This is a genomic window from Leptolyngbya sp. FACHB-1624, assembly GCF_047649235.1.
Lineage (GTDB): Bacteria > Cyanobacteriota > Cyanobacteriia > Leptolyngbyales > Leptolyngbyaceae > Leptolyngbya > Leptolyngbya boryana.
In genome coordinates this window covers 1,679,915-1,704,909 of record NZ_CP180258.1, presented here as the reverse complement: position 1 = coordinate 1,704,909, position 24,995 = coordinate 1,679,915, and the positions used below count along the sequence as shown (strand labels likewise).

The following is a 24,995-nucleotide window of genomic DNA, read 5'->3' as shown; positions in this document are numbered from 1 at the left end:
CTTACTCAACGTCTTTCTGAACTCGATTCAAAGCAGCAACTAAGCGATCGAGATGCGCTTTCTCATGAGTTGCCATTATCGTCATCCGAATCCGGCTCGTCGGCACAGTCGGCGGGCGGATTGCAGGGGCGAAGATTCCTTCTGCTTGTAGAGATTTTGCAGCTTCTAGTGCAGTTTGCACATTCGGCAATTGCCAGCAGAGAATCGGAGACTCTGAAGGGAGAAGTGCGAAATTTGGAAGCTGTGATTTGAGATAAGCAACATTCTGCCAAAGGGTATTTCGGCGATCGCGTTCTTGTTGCACAATTTGAATTGCTGTTAATGCCGCCGCAGTATCAGCCGGAGACAGCCCAGTTGTGTAGATCCAACTGGGTGCGCGGTTTCTTAAGAAATCAATCAATTGCGCTGAGCCAGCAATATAACCGCCTAAACTTCCTAATGCCTTGCTGAGTGTTCCCATTTGAACGATCGCACGTCCTGTACAGCCTAAATGTTCAACACATCCTGCACCTGTTGCACCCATCACACCTGTTGCATGAGCTTCGTCTACTAGCACCATGCACTCAAATTCATCTGCTAGGTCAAGAATCTCTGGAAGCGGGCAGAGATCGCCATCCATACTAAACACTGTGTCTGTAATGATCAAACAATGCTGAAAATGTTGGCGTTGTTGTTCTAGCTTAGTTCGTAAGTCTTGAATATCACAATGAGCATAGTCGAGCGTTGTTGCACCGCTAACAATCGCACCATTTCGTAAGCTTGAATGATTGTATTGATCAGACAGAATTAAATCGCGTTTTCCGACTAAAGCAGCGATCGCGCCTAAATTCGCTAAATAGCCTGAACTAAATACGATCGCATCTTCAGCTTGTTTGAGTTGTGCGATCGCAGTCTCTAACTCTCGATGTAAAGCCCGATGCCCCGTGAGGAGCCGCGAGCCAGTACTTCCAGTTCCATAGCTCTGAATCGCTTGAATCGCGGCATTGACTAAACGATCGTCAGTGGCGAGTCCTAAATAATCATTGCTGGCGAAATTGAGAAATTGACGATCGTCAAGTTGAATCACTGCACCCGGACGATCGATTGTTTTAGTGGATCGCTGCCAACCTGCACGCTCGATCGACTTTAAGGACTGCTCAAGCCAAGCATAAGGATCATTCTTCATCCGGTTTTTCTGTGATTTCAGCACTCTTGCCTCGAACGGGCGGCAATTTATCGACTAAACCCATTTCAAACGCCACATCGGGCAATTCTCCGGCGAGATAACGACCGGGTTGAAAGACTTTGCCCGGTGTAAAACACATTTGACGCAATTGTACTGTTTCCGCTGCGAGAAACATTGTTCGAGATAGGCGGCGTTCGATTCCCATGATTTCATCCTCTAAAGGCTAATGTCATGCTGCTGCATGTAGCTTAACAACCAGTTCGCCATTGTGGCACGACGAGTTTTTCGGGGCACCAGTTCATCAACTTTGTAGCCGCCAAATCCCAGTTGTTCTTTCAGAAGTTGCTTGTTTTCAGAGGGAATCGATCGGGTTAATTTCACGACTGCTGGACGGCTTTCGATAAAATTCGGCGGCTCAGGATAGGTTTCGAGCCAATCCGGTGCAACAGCGGCATCGTCATAGCCTAAGTAATGACAGACTAAACGATTTGCAGTAGCATCATCGATTTCATCTTTGAGAATTGCCCAAATCGTATCGGAGTTCAATGGGGGTAGGTCAGACATAGTTTCTACTCAACAGTTCTACTCAGCAGGCGGAAGTTCTTCAGGTTTGTTATCTTCTTGAGTCCGTCTTGCTCCTTCAGCGACATAGATTTCGACATCGCGCTGAATGATGCTTTCAATCTCGTCACTAAAGATTGGTAATGCTTCTTCGTGCGTTTTATAACTCCGATAAGCGCCGCTGAGTTGGAAAAACTGCCACCCGTGAGTCTTTAACAATTCCGCAGATTTACGATAGCTATACCAACGCTCACCATATTGATAGAATTCGTCGATCGCAGAACTGACAGTAACAACCGCACTAATCGCAACGATCGTAATTTTGAGGATTTTATCGACTTCTTTGTCTTGATTGAAGTTTAATGCGACAACAATCGGCACTAGAGCACTACAGATAATCACATTCAGCCTTAGCCGTCGATGTTTATCGCGCATTTCTCCCGCGCGTTTTTCCATCCACATGACTTGATCGAGCCAGCGCATTCGCAAGTATTCTTTGCTGCGCTGTTCTTTGAGATTGAGCGAGTCGATGAGCGCTCCAAACTCCTGCTTGAGCTGACTGTTGTAATCGATCGTTGTTTTGTCTGGCATTTTATCGAACCGCTTCAACGAATTTCCGAATGGTTTCTAAGTGTTCAATTGTAAATTCAGCGTCGTTATGTTTTGCGCCTGGAATAAATAATAATTGTTTCGTCGTTGGAGTGGCATCATATAAGGCTTGACTCATCGCAGGCGGAACCAGATCATCGGCATCGCCATGAATGAAAAAGGCGGGAATTTTCAGCGATCGTACTTTGTCGATCGAGTTAAATCGCTGAGTCAAAATGATCTCTAAGGGAAAGACGCGAAAATAAGGATTTCTTTCTGCCATATCCTGCATAGAAGTGAATGTGCTTTGGGTGACTAATGCTCTGGCTTCGGGATGTTTTGTGGCGAGATCAATGGCGACTGCACCGCCGATCGAGTATCCATAAATTGTGATTTGCTTGGGTGGAATATTGCGCGTCTGAGTTAAATAATTCCAAGCGGCTTCTGCATCGGCATACACTTGTGATTCTGAGGGAAATCCGCCTTCGCTTTTGCCGTAGCCGCGATAGCTAATCACAAGTACTGAGAATCCAAGCTGATGAATGCGATCCATTTGGTCAATGCCGCCTAATGTGCCGCCGTTGCCGTGAAAATACAGCACGGTTCCTAAGTTCGGCTTGCTGCCTTGTACCCACCAAGCATGAATTCGCTCCGGTTTTCCAAGCCAGTTTTTTACAGGAATCCAAATTTCTTCGGCAGATAAGCCTAAATCGGCAGGAGTTTGGTAAATGGTGCGGGTGGGAAAGAAGATGAATCGAGATTGAATCAGAAATAAGACGAAACAGACGATCGCATAAATTCGCAATGCGATCGCTAAAATCTTCCACAGTAGCTTTGGATGGAATTCCATTGACATCTAGCCTTGAGAGTTCACCGCTCAACGATTCTAGAGTTTATTTTTGCGATTGGTTGAATCTCGATCGTATTTCAAGTTTTGTTCCAGCGTGTCACTGAGAGCGATCGTAATTGTTCTAACCTTGAGAATTAGAGAACTGATCAAGCAGGGCTTGAATGAGTTTCGGGGAGGCACGAAAATTTGTTTCTTGTAAGAGCCGTTCTAGAGTTTCTGATAAGGTAATCCAGTTGCGTTTTGCTGCTTCGCCCAGAATTCCTAACATTCCAGTGATGTTGAGACCTAGAGTTTGAGCAGTTTGACGGGCATCAAGATCATCCACAATTAGCAAACCAGCGTTTAAATACTGAGCAAGAAGAATTGCTGCTTGTTCTCCGGGATCGAGTCGCTGTAAGAGCGTGCGAACATTTGTTGGAGCAGAGCTAGCGCTGTTTGAAACAGGATGGATTTCTAGCCAATGTGGAGGAGAAGCAATCCAGTTTTGTAGTTCAAGTGGTGCACCTAGATTTTGCATTTCAGCTTGAACAACATCAGGAATAATAATGCGTTGATAGAGACGTGGCAGGAGGTCTAACTGATCGATGAGAAGCAGATAAAGAATTGGTGAGGTATCGGAGACAACAATCATTGATATGTCCTAGCTTTGTTCCCCAAGGACTTTCTGAAGTGTTTGTAAGTCTTGATTGAAGTCATCGATCGTGTAATGAAGGTAGGCTTGATGTTGCTTGAGAAAGGCATCGACTTGAAATCGATCGAGTTTGAGAATGCGCCCGACTTCTGCATGGGTGAGGCGTTGATCTTTGTAAGCCTCTACGATAAGGGTTTCAAGAACTTGCTGAGGCAGATCTTCTAAGTTAGGTTCTAGCTGTTGAATATATTCGTCGGGGATGTCGATCGTGATTTGCATGGATCGAGTAGAGAAAGAGGATAGTTTGATTTTAACTTGCGGTTCTGTGTTGCCGAATCTCTTCGGCGACTTTGCGGATGCCTTGGGCGATCGTGATGGTTTTACTCTTTGCTATTCTTCGCCTGCCATTTGTAGCACTTGTTGATAAAACGCAGGGCTTATCCAGGTTCCCTGGTCGATTAATCCGTTTAGCAAGGGAGAGACTTCACTGATGATTCTTTGCTCTCTGGCAAGAAGCAGAATTCCAATCGTTCCAATGATTGGTAATCCTAAAGTTTGAGCAAGGTTGCGCCCTGCTCTTTCATCCATCAGCAATCGATCGGCTTGCAATTCTTCTGCGAGTGCAATTGCAGCACATTCACCTCGATCGAGTCCAGGAGTTTTTAGAAGTTGTTCAATTCTTTCAGTCTGTTGGAGGGGTCGTATTTCAATCCAAGTTGCCTTCGGAATCAACAGGCTAGCGGGATGATTTCCGGTCGTGAGTTCTGCGTGAACCGTTGGGGGGATGAGAATTTTGGTAAAGAGGGAAGATAACAAATCGAGGCGATCGATTTTGGCAAGTTCGCTGAGGGGTGTGGTGTTGGAAACAATGATCACGATTAGAGCAAATTGCGGGTTTCAGCGATTTCTTGAGCGAGTTCTTCTGGAGTTTGTTCTGGAAAGGGTGAGATTTTGAACTGTGCCATTAAATCCAGAATTTCTAAACGGCTGAGGTTGAGACTCTGCGCTGCGTAACCTGTGCTAATGCTGCCGTGACGTAGGAGTTCCATAATGTAGGACTCACGCGCTTTAGACTCTGCTTGCTGACGAATGGCATCGTCTAATTGAATGTCTGGTGAGAGGTCGATCGTGATTTGCATGAATCGAGTAGAGAAAGAGGATAGTTTGATTTTAACTTGAGGTTTTCTTTTGCCGGATCTCTTCGGCAGCTTTGCGGATGCCTTTGACGATCGCTAAAAATGCTTCATCTTGATTGCTCCAAGTTGTGATGGCTTTTGCGCCTGCTCCGTGAGCAATGGGGAGCGCTTGGAGTTTGCCGAAGGGGGCGGATTCCCAGTCGCAGGGTTTGAGAATGATGGGGATGATGCGGGCTTCGCCTTTTGTGTGACGATCGAGGGCGCGAGTGAGTTCTGTTTCGTAGCAGTAGTCGGAGGCGAGGAAGTTGGCGCTGATGAGGAGCAGGATGATGTCGGCGGTGTTGAGGTTTTGATCGATCGCGGTTGCCCATTCGGTTCCGGCGGTGATGTTGCGATCGTGCCAAGCTGTGATAATTCTTTGGCGTTGAAGGAGCTTGAGATGTTTGTTGAGTTCGTCGCGGAGGGTTTCGTCTGCGTGGGCGTAGGAGTAGAAGAGGGTGAACGGAGTATCTGAAGAAGTGGATGATTTTTCTGGATTTGCAGCAGATGAAGCAGATGAGGTTTTACTTTCAGAAGTTGAGGGATTGTTGTTTTCGATGTAGGTATCGACTCGCTCGAAGATTTGGACTTTCTGAGCATTGGGGAAGTTGTACTTGGATGGATTGCTCATTCTGGAAGCTCTTGTAAGGTACTCACTTTGCTATAGATGATCTGAAGTAGCCAAAGACGGTTGACGATCGCTAAGTTTCCAATCGCGGAGGTGTCACTGACGATGATCATAGCCAGCCGCGTTCTTGAAGATGTTGCACGTCTTGTTGGAATTCTTCAACATCGTAATGGATGCAGATGCCGCGATCGCTGATCAGCTTTTGGAAGTCCATGATGTGCATTCCTGCGATTTTGCTGGCGCTACCGAGGCTGACGCGATCTTGCTGGAAAAGCGCGATCGCGAGTTCGCTGCGGAGTTCGGCTTCGCTGAGGTGGAGAGAGTCGGGGATGTCGATCGTGATTTGCATGATTTAGGCTCCTTGGTCGGGGGTTTCACTCATTTTATCGAGATAGGTAATTGCTGCTTTTGACCAGACGCTTTCTTCGAGGTAGTGTTTGGCGATTTCTGCGAGGGTGGCTTTGATGGCTTGGAGATGACGCTCTGGATTGAGCAGTTGTTGGCGGAGGGTGACGAGGGGATGAGTTGTGGAGTGTTGAATTTCGGTAAATTCTGCATCGAGAATGGTGAGGGCTTGAGATTCGGTCTTGACTTGGGGATGTTGCGTTTGGAGTTGAGTGAGGAGAAGTGTGAGGTCAGCGATCGCTTTTTTGATTTCGGGATCTGTGGGATGGTTGTTTTCGATGTAGGTGTTCACTTGCTCAAAGATTTGAACTTTCTGAGCGTTGGGGAAGTTGTATTTAGATGAGTTGCTCATGATAGTTTGTTTAACGTCGGTAACGTTGGGATAGTTATTGATGATTGTGTGTGTGAGATCGCTGTTTTGTGGAGTTTGTCGATCGTGCTTCTGCGCTTCTAGATAGGCTTGATAGATTTCGTAGTTGTAATATTTGCAGTTCCTCTGGGTGGCGAGGGTGACGCGATAAGCATCTTCACCTGAATCGGTTGGGATTAAGGTTAGAAGATGAGGGAGGTGTTGAGCGATCGTTTCTGCATGTTTTTCTGTAGTGCTGTCTAACGCAAATGCTGCACTTCTACGCACGTCAGAGTCAGCATGTTCCAATCGTTTGAGCAATCCAGGAATTGCAGCTTCACTTCCTATCTTGCCTAACGCATCTGCTGCACTTCTACGCACATCAGAGTCAGGATCTTCCAACCGTTCGAGCAATCCAGGAATTGCAGCTTCACTTCCTATCTTGCCTAACGCATCTGCTGCACTTCTACGCACATCAGAGTCAGGATCTTCCAATCGTTTGAGCAATCCAGGAATTGCAGCTTCGCTTCCTATCTTGCCTAACGCAAATGCTGCTCTCCCACGCACATTAGAGTCAGCATGTTCCAATCGTTCGAGCAATCCAGGAATTGCAGCTTCACTTCTTATCTTGCCTAACGCAAATGCTGCTCTCCCACGCACATTAGAGTCAGCATGCTCTAACCGTTCAAGCAATCCAGGAATTGCAGCTTCACTTCCTATCTCACCTAACGCAAATGCTGCTCTCCCACGCACATCAGAGTCAGCATGCTCTAACCGTTCAAGCAATCCAGGAATTGCAGCTTCACTTCCTATCTTGCCTAACGCATCTGCTGCACTTCTACGCACATCAGAGTCAGGATCTTCCAATCGTTCGAGCAATCCAGGAATTGCAGCTTCACTTCCTATCTCACCTAACGCAAATGCTGCACTCCAACGCATATCAGAGTCAGCATGTTCTAACCGTTCAAGCAATGCATGAATTGCAGCTTTACTTCTTATCTTGCTTAACGCAAATGCTGCACTCCCACGCACATTAGAGTCAGCATGCTCTAACCGTTCAAGCAATCCAGGAATTGCAGCTTCACTTCCTATCTCACCTAACGCAAATGCTGCACTCCCACGCACGTCAGAGTCAGCATGCTCTAACCGTTCAAGCAATCCAGGAATTGCAGCTTCACTTCCTATCTCACCTAACGCAATCGCTGCGATCCAACGCACATCAGAGTCAGGATCTTCCAACCGTTCAAGCAATCCAGGAATTGCAGCTTCACTTCCTATCTCACCTAACGCATCTGCTGCTCTCCCACGCACGTCAGAGTCAGCATGCTCCAATCGTTCGAGCAATCCAGGAATTGCAGCTTCGCTTCCTATCTTGCCTAACGCATCTGCTGCTCTCCCACGCACGTCAGAGTCAGCATGTTCCAATCGTTCGAGCAATTCAGGAATTGCAGCTTCACTTCTTAGCTTGCCTAACGCAAATGCTGCTCTCTCACGAACATTAGAGTGATCATCTTCCAACCGTTCGAGCAATTCAGGGATCGCGCTTTCCGATCGCATTTCCCCCAAACACTCAACTTTCAACCAATCGGGAACCTTCAATTCCTCCACAAATCTAACGGTCTTCTTCTGAAACTCTGGCTTTACTGTCCCGGCGAATCTCGATCCCATCCTCCAATCAACCTGTAACGCCAGCCTGATCACTCGTTCCGCCTGCGCTTCATCTACCAGCACCAGCAGCATCGCTACAGGCTCCGTCCACTTCAGAAAATTCAAATACTTCTGTTGCAGTTGCTCATCCTCTAGTCGAGCAACCCGATTTAGCAAACACTCTGCTGCATAATATTCCAAAAACAGTTGGTGATGAAACTCAATCTCCTTCGGATCGTCCGCCACCTGCAATAGATGATGCTCCAGCAAATCCTCTAACCATTCCTTCGCCTTCTGCCCAGGTGCATCGACTCGCCCTTTTAGCAATTCCTCTAATCTCTGCTCTGCTTCCGTTCTAGACAATCTCAATTGTGGCTCCAGCGCATCCCCCTCCAACATTCCAAATGCCAGATGCTGCAATAGCTCAGACTTAAACCGCCGAGAATCTGCCGAAATCGGCGGGTTGCCCTTAATTTCCTCATACTTCTGGTCAAACGCGCGGAATAACTCCCCTCGACTCCGTGGCAATTCCCCCTGTAACCCATAGACATCACAGAGCATTTTCAACAACAATGGCGTTTCCGTTAACTCCTTTAAGCGATCGTTCAACCCCCTTAAAAGCGCTTCTCCTTTTATCCCCAAATACTTTTGCACAAACTCCTTTAGCTGCTCAGGAGTCAAAGGCTGCATCTTCAGCTTTTTCTCAACGCCCAGTGTTCCACCCAGTTCCAAATCACGGGTCGTAAACACCATCGGCACAGCGCTATTATCTTCTCGAAACTGCTCCAATTCTCGCCGTAATGACTCTTGAGGAATTTCGTTCACACCATCCAACAGCAGCAGCAGTTTTCCTTCAAAGAGCAGTTCATCTACACAGTCGTTATCCTTCAAAAGCAACCGATGCCGTCGTAACGTTTCTCGAATCAATGCCAAAATTGGTCGATCCGCTTTCAACTGCACCAATACTGGAATCGGCAACGCTTCATCCGCTTGCGCTTTCCTTGCCAATTCCAACAACAATTGCTCTAATGCCGTTGACTTCCCCGATCCCGGACGACCTACCAGCAAAACGTGCTTGTGCTCTGAAGCATATTTCTGCAATCCTTCCAGCACAGGCAATCGTTCAATCTGTTCTCGTTCTTTTTCTCGATCTCTTTCGCCCGGTCTAGTCTCTTCCGCCGTTTTCACCATCAAGCCTAAACACGTCTCCCGACCTTCCGCATCCGTTTGCGTATAAAATCGCGATCGCGATTCATAAGCTTTCAGAATCGATTCCAGATAGGGCTGAAATTGAGAGGACATCGATCGAGCAACAGGAGAAAGGGCTTGTCTTTTATCCTACACATCCAGACTTGAAATACCGGGGAGATGAAGCATTTCTTTTGTTCACAATCAAAAAGAAATGAGGGCGAATCGAATTTCCCCTGCATCGTATTCGATTCGCCCTGCGTCGCATTCGATTCGCCCTGCGGAATATACATAATTCGATCGCGCCATTTCGATTCGCCCTACGTCGCATTCGATTCGCCCTGCGGAATATACATAATTCGATCGCGCCATTTCGATTCGCCTTTCGTCGATCTCGATTCGCCTGCGGGATTTACTGAATTCCGACAACGTTTCTCAATCTGCACGACTCGAACTACCGTTTTGCAATGTCAAAACCAACTCATTCTCTAGACTTTAGTCGTAAATCATTCCTGGGCATAATAAACCAAACCTTCAGACAGAGGATCAACTCCAATGCCAACGAAACGAATCTCCCGCGATGTCCTTCAACAAGATGTCGCATCCATAAACGGACTAAGCACCATCTCCGGTTACCAAACCCATCGCCCAGAAGCCACCACCGAAGGCTTACAAACCGCTTACCGCACCATGCTCGCCAAACAACAACTCGAAACCGAACAGCAAGTTCTCGCCCGCGAAGCCGCAGAAGCTGCACGCCAAGCAGAACAAGACTTTCACAATGCCGTTCTCGCCATGAAAGAAGCCGTTCGAGGACAATTCGGCTCCGATGGTAAAGAAGCCGTCGCCATCGGACTCAAACGCAAATCCGATCGCAAATTACCCACTCGTCGAGCCAAAGCAGCCGTTGCCGATCGTAATTAAGACTGTTCCTCAATGGAATTCGAGCAATGTGCACAAAACTAGCAGCATACTGATCTGAAAACAATGGCTGTTAGAGGACGTTTGAGAAGTAATCGTTCATTGCATTCACCCGCCCGTGATTGAAAATCCGGGCTAACAGAACGAAGTCCACTCAAGGGACGAACAGCCAATCAGAATAGGGTCTTCAGTCCTTTTCAAAGGACTTCGCACTGTTAGCCCCGAATTCATTCCGGGGCGAGATAGAACGGAGCGAGGAACCTGAAGAAAACCTTTAAAACACCCTGCTCGAACATGCAGGCATACTTTGCTGATGTAGCATCGAATTCCATTTGCTCAGACAAACGCGATTCGATGCTCTGCCAAACCAATCAGATCTTAGATTTGACAAAGGCAGCTAAGCGATCGAGTCCTCGCTCGATCGTATTCATATCCGTCGCGTAAGAGAAGCGAATATGATCGTCTGCGTCAAATGCAATTCCTGGAATTCCGGCAACTTTCTGTTCTGTCAGCAAACCATCACAAAACTCAAGCGAAGTCATGCCGAGCTGACTAATGTTGATAAACAGATAGAAAGCTCCATCCGGTTTTACACAAGTTAATTTGGGAATCGCAGTCACCCCGTCAAACATCACCTGTCGCCGCTCAGCAAAGGCTTGGCGCATCTTCTCGACACAATCTTGTGAGCCTTCATACGCCGCGATCGCGCCATATTGAGCAAACGTACAGACATTCGAGGTGCTATGCCCTTGAATCTTCGTCACCGCTTTGATTAAATCCAGATTCCCCGCGAGATAGCCGACTCGCCAGCCCGTCATCGAATAAGCTTTGGCAAATCCATGACTGATAATGGTTCGCTCAAATGCTTCTGGACTCACTGCCCCAATGCTCAAATGCTCTGCACCGTCATAGAGCAAGCGCTCATAGATTTCGTCTGAAACCACGTAGATATTTTTCTCAACGATCACTTGAGCGATCGCGCGAATCTCATCCGGCGTGTAAACCATACCCGTGGGATTCGAGGGCGAGTTGAGAATGAAAAGCTGCGTTTTATCCGTAATCGCTTGGCGCAACTGCTCTGGCGTAATTTTGTAGCCCGTTTCGGCAGTAGTTTTGACGATCACAGGCACACCCCCCGCGAGTTTGACCATTTCGGGATAACTCACCCAATAGGGAGCCGGAATGATCACTTCATCGCCCGGATCAATCATTGCCATCATCAAGTTGTAGAGCGAATGTTTACCGCCATTCGTCACGATGATATTTTCGGGAGCATAGGAGAGTTGATTCTCGGTTTGCAGTTTGTGCGCGATCGCTTCTCTTAAGAGCGGTTCTCCAGCAGCAGGGCCGTATCGAGTTTTACCTTGTTTTAACGCATCAACCGCCGCTTGCTTGATATGGTCTGGCGTATCGAAATCGGGTTCGCCTGCGCTAAAGCTACAGACATCAATACCGTCACGCTTCATCGCCTTGGCTTTTGCGTCGATCGCGAGGGTGAGGGATGGAGTCACCTGACTTACTCTTCCTGCCAGTTTCATATCAGTTCCAGAACGCGGAGGTTAAATTAGGATTTAGATCTTAACGTGATCCCCTGATCTTAAATGCTAATTTTTTTGGGAATTCAGGTTTGAGAGCAGCCTAAATTTCTTGTTATCCTGATTAAACTTCATTGAGCTAAACGCTTATGAGTGATGATCACGCTCAGATTCTCAATCGCTATCGCAAATTAGACAAGATCAAGCGCCAAATCGTACAGGTGTTCTCGGTTATGTATGAACCGATATACCGTGCAGCTTGTTTGAAATGTCTCCAGCATGCGGGGATCAGAGAGGGTGGGAAAGTCTTGAGCGATGCGATGCTGAAGACGAGACTCGATCGCTTAATCAATGATGAAATCTTAGTGCAAGTTTCAAACGGGTTTCAGTGCAATCCAGCGATCGTTGAAATTGCAACTCGGGACGCGATCGCAGACAACAAGTTTGAAACCCTGGTCGCCGCGATTGAGGCAGTGAATCCCATTCAAGTACTTTCAGGCAGCGCTAAATATTTCAAGACTGAGCAACAGTTTTTGCGCGAATTTCGCATCGGCATTTATCGAAACGATCTCACCTACGCCAGCAAACAGTTTGAGCACTACTCTCGCTACAGTTTCAATCGAACAAAAATCACGATCGATGAAGCCATCTTTCAAGTCTGTAATCGTTCATTTGATGCAGAGTGGGTGCGCTCATTGCCAGCACCTTTATATGAAACAGTCCTCCTCGGAATTTTGAATCATTCCGTGCAGCAATTCGTTCCTGCGAATGAAGCATTTACACTGCTTCAGGAAGATTGTCAGCAAAACAAGACTAAATTCAGGTGGCAACCGCTGCTTTTAGTCGAGCAACTGTTACTGAGAGGAAAACTTGCTGAAGCACAAGCTACTTTGAACAGCCTGCCCGCAGAGCCAAGTGCCGCATTATCCGGATGGCTAAAAACGTTAAGCGGGGATTTCGAGACTGCGATCGCACAATATACAATCGGGCTTGCTGCCTTTCGCAAAGCTATCGGCAAACGCAAAGCCTATTTCAGCGGGCTACTTGGCATCTTTTTCATCTTGGCATTGCTAAAAGCGGGATCGACCGCTCAATTGAGTGAAGCTAAAACCTATGCAGGGATTGGAAAACAGGCAAAGAATTGGCTGAGTCCAACCTATGAAACGCTAGAGAAAATCATTCAGCTTCAGCAAGGAGACATTGGTCAGAAAGATTGGATTCTCGATTTAGCTCCTTATCGACATCAGCATGGCATCGAAACCATTGTGAATGCCCTAGTCGTTTACTGGACAGATGCATCGACTGCGAAATCAAGACTTTCAGGCGGACTCAGTGCTTTCTATGCTCAAGCTCAGGCATCAGGTTATTACTGGGTCGCGCTAGAAGTTGCTATGTTACTCTCACGATTCAAACCCAAGAGCGAATTTGCTGAAATTGCAGAACAACTTCAGCGATCAACGGAAATTGTACCTTTAGTTGATTTAGTCAAGTCACTCGAACCTTGGGAGCTTTGCCTAAATGCATTGACAAACCTCAATCAAGCTCCCGTTGTTTCTGAACCTTCCGAAACAAAACAGCGCTTAGCTTGGTTTATTACAATGTATGCTAGCTCTTGGACAATTCAACCCAAAGAGCAATCTTTGAATGCAAAAGGCGAATGGGGAAAAGGTCGAAATGTTGCCTTGAAGCGTTTAGTGCGATCAAGTGAGGATTTTCCTTACTTAACCGAGCAAGATCAGAAAATTTGTGCTGGACTCAAAGCTTATTCATCAGGCGGATATTATGGACAGGTCGATTATCGATTTGACGAGAAAGCAATTCTAGGTTTAATCGGTCATCCCTATGTCTTTTGGGACGATGCACCAGGCACAAGGATTGAGGTAGTCCGAGGTGAGCCAGAATTGATTGTGAAAAAGGGAAAGCACGATCGCTTAACCTTAGAACTATCTCCGGCTCTCAAAGACAATCAAAGCATTTTATTAATCAAAGAAAGTCCAACTCGGCTGAAAATTATTGAACTGACGGCTGAGCATCGACGAATTGGAGAAATTCTAGGATCGCGCAACAAATTAGAAGTCCCTGAACAAGCGAAAGATCGAGTGCTCAATGCGATTCACGCAATCTCTGGACTGGTGACCGTTCATTCAGATATCGGTGGTGGTGTGAGTGCTGAAGAAGTACCTGCTGACCCAACTCCTAATTTTCATCTTCTGCCTGCACGATCCGGGCTGAGAGTTGCCGTATTAGTTCGTCCCTTTGCAACGGGTGGATCATACTATCGTCCTGGAATGGGCGGAGAAACTGTCATTGCAGAAGTCGAAGGTCAGCGATTACAGACTACACGAGACCTGAAGCTAGAACGAAAATTGGCAAATGATGCCATGCTCGACTGCGATATTTTAATGGAACATGAGCAAGAAGATGGCGAATGGCTCATTGAAGATCCAGAGGATTGTTTGGAGCTATTGCTAGAGCTTCAGGAATTGGGCGATCGCATTATTATTTCTCATCCCGAAGGTGAAAAGTTCCGCATTCGCCGCGAAGTTGGAATCGGCAATTTTCAGATGAAGATTCAACGCCAGCGAGATTGGTTTGAAGCAAGCGGTGAACTGAGAATTGACGAAGACTCAGTGCTGGAAATGCAACGACTGTTAGAACTATTAGGACAATCGAACAGTCGATTTATTCGTCTAGAAGATGGTCAGTTTCTCGCACTCACCAAAGAGTTTCGCAAACGACTCGATGAATTTCGAGCGATCGCAGAACAGCAAGGCAAGAAAACTCGATTTCATCCACTTGCCGCAGTTGCGATCGAGGATTGGATCGATGAAATTGGCGAACTAAAAGCCGACCAATATTGGCAAAAACACATTCAAAAGCTCAAAGAAGTAGAATCTCTCGATCCGGTTCTTCCTTCAACGCTACAAGCCGAACTACGCGACTATCAAATCGAAGGATTTCGCTGGATGGCAAAGCTTGCTCACTGGGGCGTAGGAGCCTGTTTAGCCGATGGAATGGGATTAGGTAAAACGTTGCAATCGATCGCCCTAATCCTCACCCGCGCCGCAAATGGAGCAACTTTAGTCATCGCTCCAACTTCGGTTTGTTTGAACTGGATTAGTGAGGTTGAGCGCTTTGCTCCAACATTGAATGTTGTGCAGTTTGGAAGTGGCGATCGCCAAAAAGTTCTCGATCGTCTACAACCGTTTGACATTTTGATTTGCAGCTATGGCTTACTTCAGCAAGATGACGTTGCCCAAAAGCTAGCTCAAATCGAATGGCAAACCATTGTGCTGGATGAAGCTCAATCGATTAAGAACTTTGCAACTAAGCGATCGCAAGCTGCAATGAACCTCAGAGGCGGCTTCAAACTGATTACGACCGGAACCCCGATCGAGAATCACTTAGGCGAATTGTGGAATCTCTTCCGATTTATCAATCCTGGTTTACTCGGTTCGCTTGAGCACTTTAACGAACGTTTTGCGACTCCAATCGAACGATTTGAAGATAAACAAGCCCGAACTCGCTTAAGAAAACTGATTCAACCGTTCATCCTGCGCCGGACTAAAACTCAGGTCTTACAAGAATTGCCTTCTCGAACTGAGATTGTCCTTCATGTCGAGTTGAGTACTGACGAACGACTTTTCTATGAAGCACTGAGAAAAAGCGCAATGCAGCGTCTTGCAGAATCCGATGCAACTGCGGGACAGAAGCACCTGCAAGTCTTAGCTGAGATTATGAAGCTTCGTCGTTCGTGCTGTAATACTCGCTTAGTAACACCAGATTCTCCACTTCCCAGTGCAAAGCTGCAACTGTTTGGCGAAGTGCTAGACGAGTTACTCGACAACAAACATAAAGTTCTAGTCTTTAGTCAATTTGTCGATCATCTCAAAATTTTGCAAGAACTATTGAAAGAAAAAGCGATCGCTTATCAATATCTCGATGGTTCGACTTCAACCCCTGAACGCAAGAAGCGCATTAATGCTTTCCAAGCAGGGGAAGGCGATGTGTTCTTAATTAGCCTGAAAGCAGGAGGAACAGGACTCAATCTGACAGCCGCAGACTATGTGATTCATATGGATCCGTGGTGGAATCCTGCTGTTGAAGATCAAGCCAGCGATCGCGCACATCGAATTGGTCAGCAGCGTCCAGTAACCATTTATCGACTCGTGGCAAAAGACACGATCGAAGATAAGATTGTTGATCTCCATCAACACAAACGCGAGCTAGCAGACAGTCTACTCGAAGGCACAGAAGTCAGCGGCAAAATCTCGACCGATGAACTGCTTCACTTGATTCAAGAAGGTTAAATCAGTTCAAGCTTTGCCAGTACCAATCAAGCTTCTGAAGAGAATGCGATCACAAAGCACTTTGACTTTAAGAGTAGCAATCGTTAGATTCTCGTTCAATTTCTGATGGCTCCGAATCACTCTGATGACTCCGAACAAGTCTCTGAACAATATGGGCAAGAAATTCCTTCTTGATATAGAGGAGAGGCTTTTTCATCGAGAGAGATTGGATGTCCGCAGGCATAGCACATATCATACGAGCCATCTTTGACTCCTTGCGTCACTGCCACCCGTTGGTCAAACACAAAACATTCACCCCGCCACAAGCTCTCCTCTGAAGGCACTTCTTCTAAATACTTGAGAATCCCGCCTTCCAAGTGATAGACCTGCTTAAATCCTTGAGACAGCAGATACGCCGAAGCTTTTTCGCAGCGAATTCCACCTGTGCAGAACATCGCAACTTTCTGGTGCTGCGTTGGGTCAAGCTGCGATCGCACATAGTCTGGAAACTGTCGAAACGAAGCAGTTTCAGGATCGATCGCCCCTTCAAAACTGCCGACACTGACCTCAAATCGATTGCGCACGTCAATCACGATCGTCTCAGGATCAGAAATCACCGCATTCCACTCTTGCGGTTTCACATAGGTTCCAACTTGCTGAGTCGGATCGACTTCGGGAATTCCTAAGGTGACGATTTCTTTTTTGAGTTTGATCTTTAAGCGATCGAACATCCGCGATTCGGTTTCAGATTCTTTCACGTTCAGGTCAGCAAATCTTGAATCGCTGCGGAGATAGTCGAGAACTTGAGCGATCGCAGGTCTTGATCCCGCGATCGTGCCATTAATTCCTTCTTGCGCCAGCAAAATCGTGCCACGAATTTCTTGCTCTTGACACAGTGCCAGCAAGGGAGCGCGCAACTCCACATAATCTGGGAGAGAAACGAACTTGTAAAAAGCAGCAACCAACATGAGATACGAAGAATCAGGGATTCTAGTTTAGCGTTTTCTGTCTAAATAATAAAAACCGACAGTCTTCCTGAGAAATCTGTCGGCCAGTCGTGTGTTCCCTGTTGATGACTCGGCTAAAGTTGAGTCTTCTACAGTATGTCTGTGGTTAATGATACTGTGAGTGATCGAGATCACACAAGTGGATGATTCTAATCATCGATAGATTAATGCCCGCTCATCGCCGCATCGAATCGACGGTTAATCTCTTCCCAATTCAAGACATTCCACCAAGCATTGAGATATTCCGGTCGTCGGTTCTGATACTTCAAATAGTAAGCATGTTCCCAAACGTCATTTCCCATAATCGGCGTATGACCATCTATCAGCGGGCTATCTTGATTTGGCGTTGAAAGAATTTGCAAATCGCCCTGTTGCGATCGCACAAGCCAAACCCAACCGCTACCAAAACGTTTTGTACCTGCATCATTAAACTGCTGCTTAAAGGCATCAAAACTACTGAAGGAATTGTTAATCGCTTCAGAAATTGCTCCAGTCGGTGCGCCGCTACCATTTGCGCCCATAATTTCCCAGAACATTGTATGGTTCACATGCCCACCTGCATTGTTGCGGACAGTAGTACGAACATCTTCAGGAACTCGATCGAGGTGAGTCACGAGATCCTCAACAGACATACTTTGTAGGTCGCTATGTTTCTCGATCGCTGCGTTCAAGTTATTCACATAAGCGGCATGGTGCTTATCGTGATGGAGTTGCATCGTCGTTGCATCAATGTAAGGCTCCAACGCATCGTAAGCATAAGGTAACGGTTTCAGTTCAAAAGCCATGATTTGAATCTCTCCAATGAATTGTCCGAAAACTTGTTGGCTGAAGTGACAAGTCAGCTTTAATATCTAAATCATAGTCATTCTGATTTTGAGTTGCATTAGTAAATCCGAAATTCTAGGGCGGGTTAACCGTACAATTAGGGGCAAAAAGCCTTTTGAATCCGAATATTTTAGAAAATGCTGACAACATCTATCTTGATACTGATTCTCATTAAAAAAGGGGCAAATGCCCCTAACATGGATAATTCTTGATTTCTACAAACTTCGCTCAGTCGTTTCAGCGAAACGTCTCAACAATGCGGACAAAGAACTCGACACCCATCCCCAATACCGTTTCATCAAAATCGAATCGAGGATGGTGGTGTGGAAAATCTAATCCTTTCTCTGAATTAGCCGATCCTAAGAAGAAATAGCAGCCTGGAACTTCTTGCAGAAAGAACGCCATATCTTCGCCCCCCATCGTTTGGCAATCCGGCACAACTCCTAAGGGCGATTCGATCACCGTTTCCGCGATCGACCGAACTAAATCCGCGATCGCGCCATCATTAATCACAGGCGGATACAGTACGTCATAGTTGAATTCATACGTTGCGCCATGTGCCTGACAAATTCCGGCGACGATCTGTTCAATCCGTTGCGCAAAATATCCCGCATATTTGGGGTTAAAGTAGCGGACTGTGCCTCTGAGCCGCGCTGAAGCCGCAATCACATTACAAGCTGTCCCAGAATGGAATTCACCGACCGTCACGACTGCTGAATCGATCGGATCAACGTTCCGCGCCACGATCGTTTGCAGCGTATTCACGATTTGAGCACCGACCAAAACAGAATCGATCGTTTGTTGCGGAATTGCTCCATGTCCGCCTTTCCCAACGATCGTGAAGTCAAACGTTTCCACGGCTGCCATCAATGCCCCAGTCCGCACACCCACCATTCCCAAGGGCAAATTATTCCAAATATGCAATCCGACGATCGCATCGACATCTGGATTTTTGAGAACCCCTGCTTCGATCATCGGTTTTGCTCCACCTGGCCCTTCTTCAGCGGGTTGGAAAATGATTTTTACCGTGCCTGAAAAATCACGATGTTGCGACAGATAATAAGCTGTTCCAAGCGCGATCGTCACATGTCCATCATGTCCGCAAGCGTGCATCAGTCCATCATGCTGCGACTTATAGGGCACATCATTTTGCTCTTGAATCGGCAACGCATCCATATCGGCTCGAATTGCCAAGACTCGACCCGGACGATTTCCTGCGATCGTGGCGACAATTCCGGTTTTTGCAATTCCGGTTTCGTGTGGAATCTGCCATTCCTGAAGTTTTTGGGTGATAAATTCAGCCGTTAACTGTTCGCGAAAGCCGAGTTCAGGACGTTGATGAAGTTGTCTGCGCCAGGTGACGAGTTGAGCTTGCAGCGATCGAATTTCCAGTCGAATTTGTGAAACATCGACTGAAGGTGAACTTAGGAAAGTAGAAACCATGATAGGAAAAACCTTTTTCGTGATAGGAAAACTCTAAGCTTAGACTTCCACTATCGCAAACTTCACTCCTGATGGGATCGTGCCCTAAAAATAGAAGCCGGATTTTTCTGAAAAATCCGGCTTCTAGCAGCTCTAGTAGTTCATCACAAAATCTGTAGAGGATAAGGAGCGAGCTAAGCCTGGTTTCTCCCCACTCCCCATCTCCCCACTCCGCTTACACTTTCTCAGCCAAGCGATAAGCACTCGTCAATTTCTCAAGTTGCTGCACCAACAAACTCAAGAACAAGCCTACATCGGTCACAACGCCAACCGATTCAACCGAACCACGATCGCTGAGTTTCGTCACAACTGCTGGATTGATATCAACACACACCATCTTCACGCCCGATGGGGTCATATTGCCTACCCCGATCGAATGCAACATCGAAGACAACATCAAAATCATGTCTGCGCCTTCGATCAAACGCGCATAATCTTGCTGTGCTTCGATCAGATCCATCTTCGTATCGGGCAATGGACCATCATCACGAATCGATCCAGCAAGCGAGAATGGAATATCATTCCGAACGCATTCGTACAAGATGCCACTCTTGAGCACACCTGCTTCCACAGTTTTGGCAATGCTACCGTAGCTCCGGACTGTGTTGATCACTTTCAAGTGATGGCGATGCCCACCTCGGACAGAAACCCCTCGTTTCATATCCACACCGAGCGATGTCCCGAGCAATGATTGCTCCATGTCGTGAACTGCGATCGCATTGCCACCGAGCAATGCCTGCACATAGCCTTCTCGAATCAATTTCGCCAAGTGTTCGCCGCCGCCTGTATGAATCACAACAGGGCCTGCTGTCACCACAACTCGACCACCTTGATCGCGAATTTGCCGCAATTCCCAAGCAATCTGCTCAACGACTAATTCCACGCGCCGCTCACTCGAAACGCCTGCACCCATAAAGCTAAATTCTTGAGTGTTGCGCTGATCGCGAGTGCTCGTCTTCCGAATCGTGCGAATGCCTTCCACTCCGACCACAACGCGATCGTCGGTCGTCAAATCTCGCAGTAATTTACACTGAGCACTTTTACCATCGGCGGAAACTGCGATCGCACCATCCATTCTCTGACGATCAACTCTCACCCATTCGCAATTCACCCGAACCTCGGTTGGATAAATCGTCGTCACATAGAAATCATCCGGTGCAACGCCATCTTGAACCACTGCCTCAAGTTCAGCATCACAGACTTCGGTTGGACGCGGCAAGGCTCCTAAATCGATCAACTGTGACATGATCGTTTCCATCAGATCATGCGACGGAGCCGATACCTTCACTTCCGCAGAAGACGTACTTTGACGCTGTGTTCCCAAGCTGAAATTCAAGACCTGGAAGCTTCCCCCCGCTTCAACAATCACATCCAATGCTCGGTTGATCAGACCCGAATCGAGCAAGTGACCTTCAAGTTGCACCACTCGGCTCTCGATCGTTGCCACCGCATGAAGTTCCACCCGGACAGGTTCAGTCACCCGTAAGGTCAAACATTTTGCGGCTCCTCCAGCTTTGAGAAATTCTGTCAGCGGCGTTTCTAGCACTGTAAATCCGGCATCTGCTAAGCGCTGTTTCAGTTCAGCACTCGCTTTATTCATAATCACAATATGATCGAGATTCACCGCATTACACGCGAAATTCACCGCATCAGGTTCTGCGATCGCGATGCGTTTCTCAGCGGGAACTCGCATCTCAATCAAGCGATTAGAATACGCATCAAACGCAGGTGGATAGTAAAGCAAATAGCCATTGCTCAACGGACAGAAGCAAGTATCTAAGTGATAAAAGCGCTCATCCATTAAGCGCAGGGATAACACTTCGACATCCAGCCATTTTGCCAAGTAAGGATGCGAATCCAATTCAGATCGGAAGCCATACCCTGCCCAAAGCCAGCGTCCTTCACGATCGAACAAAGCATCGCCCGCGCCTTCAAACGGCAGTTCTGGCGGAAGCTCGTACACGGTGAACCCATTGTTCTCGAACCATTCTTTGAAAAAGGGTTCTTCTCCCTGCCGTTCCTTGTGATAAAAACGACTCAAGACAGCCGTATCTCCTAGTACTAAACCCGCATTAGCGGTAAAGACCATATCGGGGACACCTTTTTGTGGCGTGACCAGATCCACGATCGCATGTTGCTTGATCAAGTCATGCAAACCGTGCCATTGTTCTACTGCGCGATCGCGCGACGACTTGTGAATATTCCCTTCCATCCACGGATTAATCACATAATCCACATCGTAATGGTCAGGAGCACACATCAAAATCCGAATCGAAGATGTCATAGAGAAAAATCTGGGTAAATGTGTATTCTGGGGTGTCCCTCAATGAATGAGAGTGTGCACCCCAAGGTTGTCTCGATGTTGTATCGATGACTACAGGACATCCTGGGCTAACGTCGAACTTGTAGCGGCAGACATTCGATCCATTCTAGGAACAAAGGGAACGCTTAATTCCTAAAATGTGTCAGCAAACGATGAACTCATGAAGAGAGGCTTAATGCGATCGTAGCGCTCACAAACTGCATTAGCCAACCTTCTCGTGCTCAACGACGGCAAGATATTCCGAAAATAATTTAAATTAAAAAGAGCATTCCGAATCTCAGAACGCTCGCAAACCAGAAACGAAGTTAACGCTTTGAGATGAAATGCACCCAGAACTGATGATCTGTACAGCAAGTTTGATAGATCAGATTGTAAGAATAAGTCAGTCCTGCACCTGTGGTGTAGATATCGTAGTGGCTGAGTTCAGGATTTGGATCAAACATTAATTCACCATACGGATCATTGACGATAAAGCCTTTTTCGTTGTAGCCAATGATGCAAATGATATGTCCGGATGGAGTAAAGTAACCATGCACGATCGCTGGATTGCCCTGAGCTAACCATTCCTTAACTTGCTCAAAGCTTGCAGTTTGCGTAAAGCGATCGTGGCAGCCATAATCTTCAGCGACTTGAGCGATCGTTGCGGGTTCATGGCGATCTAAATTCTTTTCAGTGCAATAGCGATCGAGTTCATCAGGAAAGCGGATACTTGGATTACGCGGAGGAACTCGGAAGTAAGACAGCACCATTGCAAGACTTGTAACATTGCAAGTTCCGTACGGATTATCGGAGTTATCTAACTGATCGAGATAAGGTACGGCTAAACGAGTGGCTTGCGGAAAGTTCACCTTTCCATCTTTGAGAATGACCGCATGACGTTGGAAGATCATCCAGGTTTTTTGACCTTGAAACGATCGATCAGCAAACGTAACTTTGAGATGGTCTGCAACAACAGTAAACGAGCTAATCTCTAAAACCGTTTCGGCTGCGATCGACTGTTTCTGATCAGCAGGAAGCTTGCTAGAGTCGATGGGCTGCTGCTTGAGCACTGAATTGACTAAGACTTTGAGTTGTAGCATCTGACGCTCCTGACAAATGGTTGCCTGTGACAACAGGGAGACGCGATCGGTTTGCGGATGAAACAAAAAAAAGATAGAGAAAATTTTCTCTATCTTTTCTGAAAGATTGGGAGCGATGACAAGTTCCAACTAGGATTCTTAAGATTGCGTCACCGAATTGCTACGCAGTATGAGTAACCTTGCTATACAAGAATTCTAATGCTCGGTTCCGTAGATCAGAGGATCGCGCCACAATCATCGATTACATCTGTTGAGTAAACAGATGTAATCTCGTAAAACCGTTACTTGCTAGCTGTTTCCACAGCCGGGGTAGATTCTGGGATGGAATTTGTGGATGAACCAAAGGCAACCCGTAAAAAGGGTGGAGCCAGAAAAGTTGTCAGAATGACCATGATAATAATCGATACCTCCAACGGCTTATCCAAAATGCCGCTAGCTGAGCCGATGCCAGCAAACACTAGACCTACCTCACCTCGAGGGATCATCCCAACCCCGATCGCCACTCGATTGATGCCGGGTTGTCCGAACACTGCCCAACCTGTGATCAGCTTGCCGATAATCGCTACCACCATCAAAAAGATAGCAATCAAGAGACCCGCCCGATTCTCCGGTACTGTCGGGTTCAACACACCGAGGTCGGCACGCGCTCCCACTGTCACAAAGAAGATGGGTACCAGTAAATCGGCGATCGGTTTGATTAATTCATCTAACTCGTTCCGGGCATCGGTTTCATCGAGCACCAAACCCGCTGCAAACGCGCCCAAAATCGCTTCGAGATGAATGGCATTCCCTAAAAATGCCATAAAGAACGCAAAGATGAATGCCGGAATAACAATATTTCCACGGGTTTTGAGCTTATCTACGATCGCTACAAAAGTTTTGTTAAAGATACCCCCCAACAAAATTGAACCCATCAAAAATGCCGTCGCGCTGACAATCAAGTAAATGACATTGGCAACATCAATCTCACCCGTTTTAGCTAAGCTAGCGACGACAGCTAGAACAATAATGCCGAGGACATCATCAATCACTGCTGCGCCAACAATGATTTGCCCTTCTTTGGATTTGAGTTGACCTAGCTCTGACAACACTTTAGAGGTAATGCCGATACTCGTTGCCGTTAATGCGGCTCCCGCAAAAATTGCTGGAATTGCTGCGACATGAAAGAGCATCATTAACCCTGCCGTACCCGCTGCAAAAGGTGCTGCGACTCCGACGCAGGCGACCACCGTGGCTTGAATTCCCACTTCCTTTAGCTGTCGCAGATCGGATTCCAGTCCAATTTCAAACAGCAGAATAATCACGCCGATTTCAGCCAGAACCGAAATCACTTCACTTTGCGACTCAAAGATCCGAGTCATCGCATCCGGTGCTAACTGATTTAATCCTTGCAGCGCTGACATAATCACCGAGTCAGAGGCAGATAGCCCCCCTTCGGGAAAGATCACCAGATGCAATGCTGAAACGCCGACAATCACACCCGCGACCAGTTCCCCCAAAACGGGCGGAAAATCTAATCGCCTAGCGACTTCTGCGCCGAGCTTGCTGGCTAGGTAAATCACCACCAGCGTCAGCAATACGCCAGACAGAATTAGGGGTGAATCTTCAGCAACAGCGGTCGCCAGGAATGGTATTGGAGTCATGAGAGCGGCTATCCCCCCACTAAAAGGATGCAGAATGTTGGACAAAATCATGAATTTAGAACAACGAAGGTTAAGGGTTTGAAAGATTCATCAAACTGCGGACAGTTATGAAAAAAGCAACCGATCGAATCAAAGACTCTCATGCTTTGGATGCGGTTGCCTGGATCGAGACAAGCCTATTAAACCGACAATGAAAGCTATCAAAGAAAATCTAGAATTTTCAAGGGTTCCAGCCTCAAAAATGCACTCTCAATCATTGCCGGAGTCATAGCTTTCAATGAGTAACGGGGGCAAATGAGTGTTGAGATGATCTCAACAGCCCTCTGGTCCACAGAAACTTCTCCCGTACAGTACCTCTGCTTCACAGAGATAGGCAATGCCGGCATAATCGGTGAAAAACGTCAATGCAACTTGATCTGCAATTTTCTCAGCCATCTCCCGAGTTTCGGTGAGGATCTCGAACTTCACATTCGAGTCGGTGTCGGCAGTGTTGGGTTTACCTGTAGAGCGCACGTTGCGACTGCCTTTACCGCCAGTGTCCACCACTGTGTAACCGGTTGCCCCGCATTCCTCAATGATCTTGGCGACCTTTTTCAGCAGAACCTTTTCCGTAACGATGACAAGCTTGTTGGCTTTCTTAGACATATTGGCTGTTTCCTTAAACGATGTACATTAACATGCTGGGTCTGTCGAGCTAAGGGAAC

23 protein-coding genes are annotated in these 24,995 nt (G+C 46.9%); 2 read left to right on the top strand and 21 right to left on the bottom strand.

Annotated features, from left to right (window positions below):
- Window position 1: 1 nt before the first annotated feature.
- From bioF to ACMUEV_RS07805, 13 genes are all read right to left on the bottom strand, one after another.
- Window positions 2-1,165, bottom strand: a complete 1,164-nt coding sequence (gene bioF, locus ACMUEV_RS07865) for an 8-amino-7-oxononanoate synthase (RefSeq protein WP_190652704.1) — start codon at window positions 1,163-1,165, stop codon at window positions 2-4.
- Window positions 1,155-1,370 carry a hypothetical protein gene (locus tag ACMUEV_RS07860; protein WP_190652705.1) on the bottom strand — a complete coding sequence of 72 codons (216 nt, stop codon included), beginning with the start codon at window positions 1,368-1,370 and terminating at the stop codon, window positions 1,155-1,157. Before ACMUEV_RS07860 ends, bioF begins: the two co-directional genes overlap by 11 nt.
- Before the next feature lie 11 nt (window positions 1,371-1,381).
- The gene (locus ACMUEV_RS07855) at window positions 1,382-1,729 is read right to left on the bottom strand and encodes a DUF1823 family protein (RefSeq protein WP_190652706.1); all 348 of its coding nucleotides are present in this window, start codon (window positions 1,727-1,729) and stop codon (window positions 1,382-1,384) included.
- Between the two features lie 18 nt (window positions 1,730-1,747).
- A complete protein-coding gene (locus tag ACMUEV_RS07850) occupies window positions 1,748-2,317 on the bottom strand; it encodes a DUF4231 domain-containing protein (protein WP_190652707.1) in 570 nt (189 codons plus the stop codon).
- A gap of 1 nt (window position 2,318) precedes the next feature.
- Window positions 2,319-3,164, bottom strand: coding sequence for an alpha/beta hydrolase (locus ACMUEV_RS07845; protein ID WP_190652708.1), 846 nt, complete (start codon window positions 3,162-3,164; stop codon window positions 2,319-2,321).
- A 121-nt stretch (window positions 3,165-3,285) separates the two neighbouring features.
- Window positions 3,286-3,795 (bottom strand): DUF3368 domain-containing protein, encoded by a 510-nt coding sequence (locus tag ACMUEV_RS07840; RefSeq protein ID WP_190652709.1) that lies wholly within the window; start codon window positions 3,793-3,795, stop codon window positions 3,286-3,288.
- A 9-nt stretch (window positions 3,796-3,804) separates the two neighbouring features.
- Window positions 3,805-4,074, bottom strand: coding sequence for a UPF0175 family protein (locus tag ACMUEV_RS07835; protein WP_190652710.1), 270 nt, complete (start codon window positions 4,072-4,074; stop codon window positions 3,805-3,807).
- 111 nt (window positions 4,075-4,185) lie between these two features.
- On the bottom strand, window positions 4,186-4,671 hold the full coding sequence (locus tag ACMUEV_RS07830) for a DUF3368 domain-containing protein (protein WP_190652711.1): 486 nt from the start codon (window positions 4,669-4,671) through the stop codon (window positions 4,186-4,188).
- 2 nt (window positions 4,672-4,673) lie between these two features.
- Window positions 4,674-4,934, bottom strand: a complete 261-nt coding sequence (locus ACMUEV_RS07825; RefSeq protein ID WP_190652712.1) for a UPF0175 family protein — start codon at window positions 4,932-4,934, stop codon at window positions 4,674-4,676.
- Window positions 4,935-4,965: 31 nt separating this feature from the next.
- Window positions 4,966-5,601, bottom strand: a complete 636-nt coding sequence (locus tag ACMUEV_RS07820) for a toll/interleukin-1 receptor domain-containing protein (RefSeq protein WP_190652713.1) — start codon at window positions 5,599-5,601, stop codon at window positions 4,966-4,968.
- A 106-nt stretch (window positions 5,602-5,707) separates the two neighbouring features.
- Window positions 5,708-5,947 carry a UPF0175 family protein gene (locus ACMUEV_RS07815; protein ID WP_190652714.1) on the bottom strand — a complete coding sequence of 80 codons (240 nt, stop codon included), beginning with the start codon at window positions 5,945-5,947 and terminating at the stop codon, window positions 5,708-5,710.
- Between the two features lie 3 nt (window positions 5,948-5,950).
- Window positions 5,951-9,301: a HEAT repeat domain-containing protein gene (locus ACMUEV_RS07810; protein ID WP_190652715.1), complete on the bottom strand. Its 3,351-nt coding sequence runs from the start codon at window positions 9,299-9,301 to the stop codon at window positions 5,951-5,953.
- Window positions 9,302-9,507: 206 nt separating this feature from the next.
- Window positions 9,508-9,633, bottom strand: coding sequence for a hypothetical protein (locus tag ACMUEV_RS07805; protein WP_277880441.1), 126 nt, complete (start codon window positions 9,631-9,633; stop codon window positions 9,508-9,510).
- Window positions 9,634-9,742: 109 nt separating this feature from the next.
- Between ACMUEV_RS07805 and ACMUEV_RS07800 the strand changes: the two genes are divergently transcribed.
- Window positions 9,743-10,111 (top strand): hypothetical protein, encoded by a 369-nt coding sequence (locus ACMUEV_RS07800; RefSeq protein WP_190652716.1) that lies wholly within the window; start codon window positions 9,743-9,745, stop codon window positions 10,109-10,111.
- A gap of 368 nt (window positions 10,112-10,479) precedes the next feature.
- On the opposite strand, the gene ACMUEV_RS07795 is transcribed toward ACMUEV_RS07800, so the two are convergent.
- Window positions 10,480-11,619, bottom strand: a complete 1,140-nt coding sequence (locus ACMUEV_RS07795) for a pyridoxal phosphate-dependent aminotransferase (RefSeq protein WP_415354753.1) — start codon at window positions 11,617-11,619, stop codon at window positions 10,480-10,482.
- Between the two features lie 173 nt (window positions 11,620-11,792).
- Here ACMUEV_RS07795 and ACMUEV_RS07790 point away from each other — a divergent pair, with 173 nt between their 5' ends.
- Complete coding sequence (locus tag ACMUEV_RS07790) at window positions 11,793-15,953, top strand: DEAD/DEAH box helicase (protein ID WP_190652717.1); 4,161 nt, start codon at window positions 11,793-11,795, stop codon at window positions 15,951-15,953.
- Window positions 15,954-16,069: 116 nt separating this feature from the next.
- On the opposite strand, the gene ACMUEV_RS07785 is transcribed toward ACMUEV_RS07790, so the two are convergent.
- From ACMUEV_RS07785 to ACMUEV_RS07755, 7 genes are all read right to left on the bottom strand, one after another.
- Window positions 16,070-16,900: a rhodanese-related sulfurtransferase gene (locus ACMUEV_RS07785; protein ID WP_190652718.1), complete on the bottom strand. Its 831-nt coding sequence runs from the start codon at window positions 16,898-16,900 to the stop codon at window positions 16,070-16,072.
- A 203-nt stretch (window positions 16,901-17,103) separates the two neighbouring features.
- Entirely contained in the window at window positions 17,104-17,724 is a 621-nt protein-coding gene (locus ACMUEV_RS07780) for a superoxide dismutase (protein ID WP_199329655.1), read from the bottom strand.
- 277 nt (window positions 17,725-18,001) lie between these two features.
- Window positions 18,002-19,207, bottom strand: a complete 1,206-nt coding sequence (locus ACMUEV_RS07775) for a M20 metallopeptidase family protein (protein ID WP_190652719.1) — start codon at window positions 19,205-19,207, stop codon at window positions 18,002-18,004.
- Between the two features lie 214 nt (window positions 19,208-19,421).
- Window positions 19,422-21,530: a TIGR00300 family protein gene (locus ACMUEV_RS07770; protein WP_190652720.1), complete on the bottom strand. Its 2,109-nt coding sequence runs from the start codon at window positions 21,528-21,530 to the stop codon at window positions 19,422-19,424.
- 344 nt (window positions 21,531-21,874) lie between these two features.
- The gene (locus tag ACMUEV_RS07765) at window positions 21,875-22,714 is read right to left on the bottom strand and encodes a C39 family peptidase (protein WP_197693248.1); all 840 of its coding nucleotides are present in this window, start codon (window positions 22,712-22,714) and stop codon (window positions 21,875-21,877) included.
- A gap of 215 nt (window positions 22,715-22,929) precedes the next feature.
- Window positions 22,930-24,291 (bottom strand): cation:proton antiporter, encoded by a 1,362-nt coding sequence (locus ACMUEV_RS07760; RefSeq protein ID WP_242044676.1) that lies wholly within the window; start codon window positions 24,289-24,291, stop codon window positions 22,930-22,932.
- A gap of 312 nt (window positions 24,292-24,603) precedes the next feature.
- The gene (locus ACMUEV_RS07755; protein WP_017289691.1) at window positions 24,604-24,936 is read right to left on the bottom strand and encodes a P-II family nitrogen regulator; all 333 of its coding nucleotides are present in this window, start codon (window positions 24,934-24,936) and stop codon (window positions 24,604-24,606) included.
- Between the last annotated feature and the right edge of the window lie 59 nt (window positions 24,937-24,995).

What these genes read in the sequence shown, in the direction of transcription:
- bioF (WP_190652704.1), bottom strand. Translation starts at nt 1,165, where the DNA reads ATGAAGAATGATCCTTATGCTTGGCTTGAGCAGTCCTTAAAGTCGATC.
- ACMUEV_RS07860 (WP_190652705.1), bottom strand. Translation starts at nt 1,370, where the DNA reads ATGGGAATCGAACGCCGCCTATCTCGAACAATGTTTCTCGCAGCGGAA.
- ACMUEV_RS07855 (WP_190652706.1), bottom strand. Translation starts at nt 1,729, where the DNA reads ATGTCTGACCTACCCCCATTGAACTCCGATACGATTTGGGCAATTCTC.
- ACMUEV_RS07850 (WP_190652707.1), bottom strand. Translation starts at nt 2,317, where the DNA reads ATGCCAGACAAAACAACGATCGATTACAACAGTCAGCTCAAGCAGGAG.
- ACMUEV_RS07845 (WP_190652708.1), bottom strand. Translation starts at nt 3,164, where the DNA reads ATGGAATTCCATCCAAAGCTACTGTGGAAGATTTTAGCGATCGCATTG.
- ACMUEV_RS07840 (WP_190652709.1), bottom strand. Translation starts at nt 3,795, where the DNA reads ATGATTGTTGTCTCCGATACCTCACCAATTCTTTATCTGCTTCTCATC.
- ACMUEV_RS07835 (WP_190652710.1), bottom strand. Translation starts at nt 4,074, where the DNA reads ATGCAAATCACGATCGACATCCCCGACGAATATATTCAACAGCTAGAA.
- ACMUEV_RS07825 (WP_190652712.1), bottom strand. Translation starts at nt 4,934, where the DNA reads ATGCAAATCACGATCGACCTCTCACCAGACATTCAATTAGACGATGCC.
- ACMUEV_RS07820 (WP_190652713.1), bottom strand. Translation starts at nt 5,601, where the DNA reads ATGAGCAATCCATCCAAGTACAACTTCCCCAATGCTCAGAAAGTCCAA.
- ACMUEV_RS07815 (WP_190652714.1), bottom strand. Translation starts at nt 5,947, where the DNA reads ATGCAAATCACGATCGACATCCCCGACTCTCTCCACCTCAGCGAAGCC.
- ACMUEV_RS07810 (WP_190652715.1), bottom strand. Translation starts at nt 9,301, where the DNA reads ATGTCCTCTCAATTTCAGCCCTATCTGGAATCGATTCTGAAAGCTTAT.
- ACMUEV_RS07800 (WP_190652716.1), top strand. Translation starts at nt 9,743, where the DNA reads ATGCCAACGAAACGAATCTCCCGCGATGTCCTTCAACAAGATGTCGCA.
- ACMUEV_RS07790 (WP_190652717.1), top strand. Translation starts at nt 11,793, where the DNA reads ATGAGTGATGATCACGCTCAGATTCTCAATCGCTATCGCAAATTAGAC.
- ACMUEV_RS07785 (WP_190652718.1), bottom strand. Translation starts at nt 16,900, where the DNA reads ATGTTGGTTGCTGCTTTTTACAAGTTCGTTTCTCTCCCAGATTATGTG.
- ACMUEV_RS07780 (WP_199329655.1), bottom strand. Translation starts at nt 17,724, where the DNA reads ATGGCTTTTGAACTGAAACCGTTACCTTATGCTTACGATGCGTTGGAG.
- ACMUEV_RS07775 (WP_190652719.1), bottom strand. Translation starts at nt 19,207, where the DNA reads ATGGTTTCTACTTTCCTAAGTTCACCTTCAGTCGATGTTTCACAAATT.
- ACMUEV_RS07770 (WP_190652720.1), bottom strand. Translation starts at nt 21,530, where the DNA reads ATGACATCTTCGATTCGGATTTTGATGTGTGCTCCTGACCATTACGAT.
- ACMUEV_RS07760 (WP_242044676.1), bottom strand. Translation starts at nt 24,291, where the DNA reads ATGACTCCAATACCATTCCTGGCGACCGCTGTTGCTGAAGATTCACCC.
- ACMUEV_RS07755 (WP_017289691.1), bottom strand. Translation starts at nt 24,936, where the DNA reads ATGTCTAAGAAAGCCAACAAGCTTGTCATCGTTACGGAAAAGGTTCTG.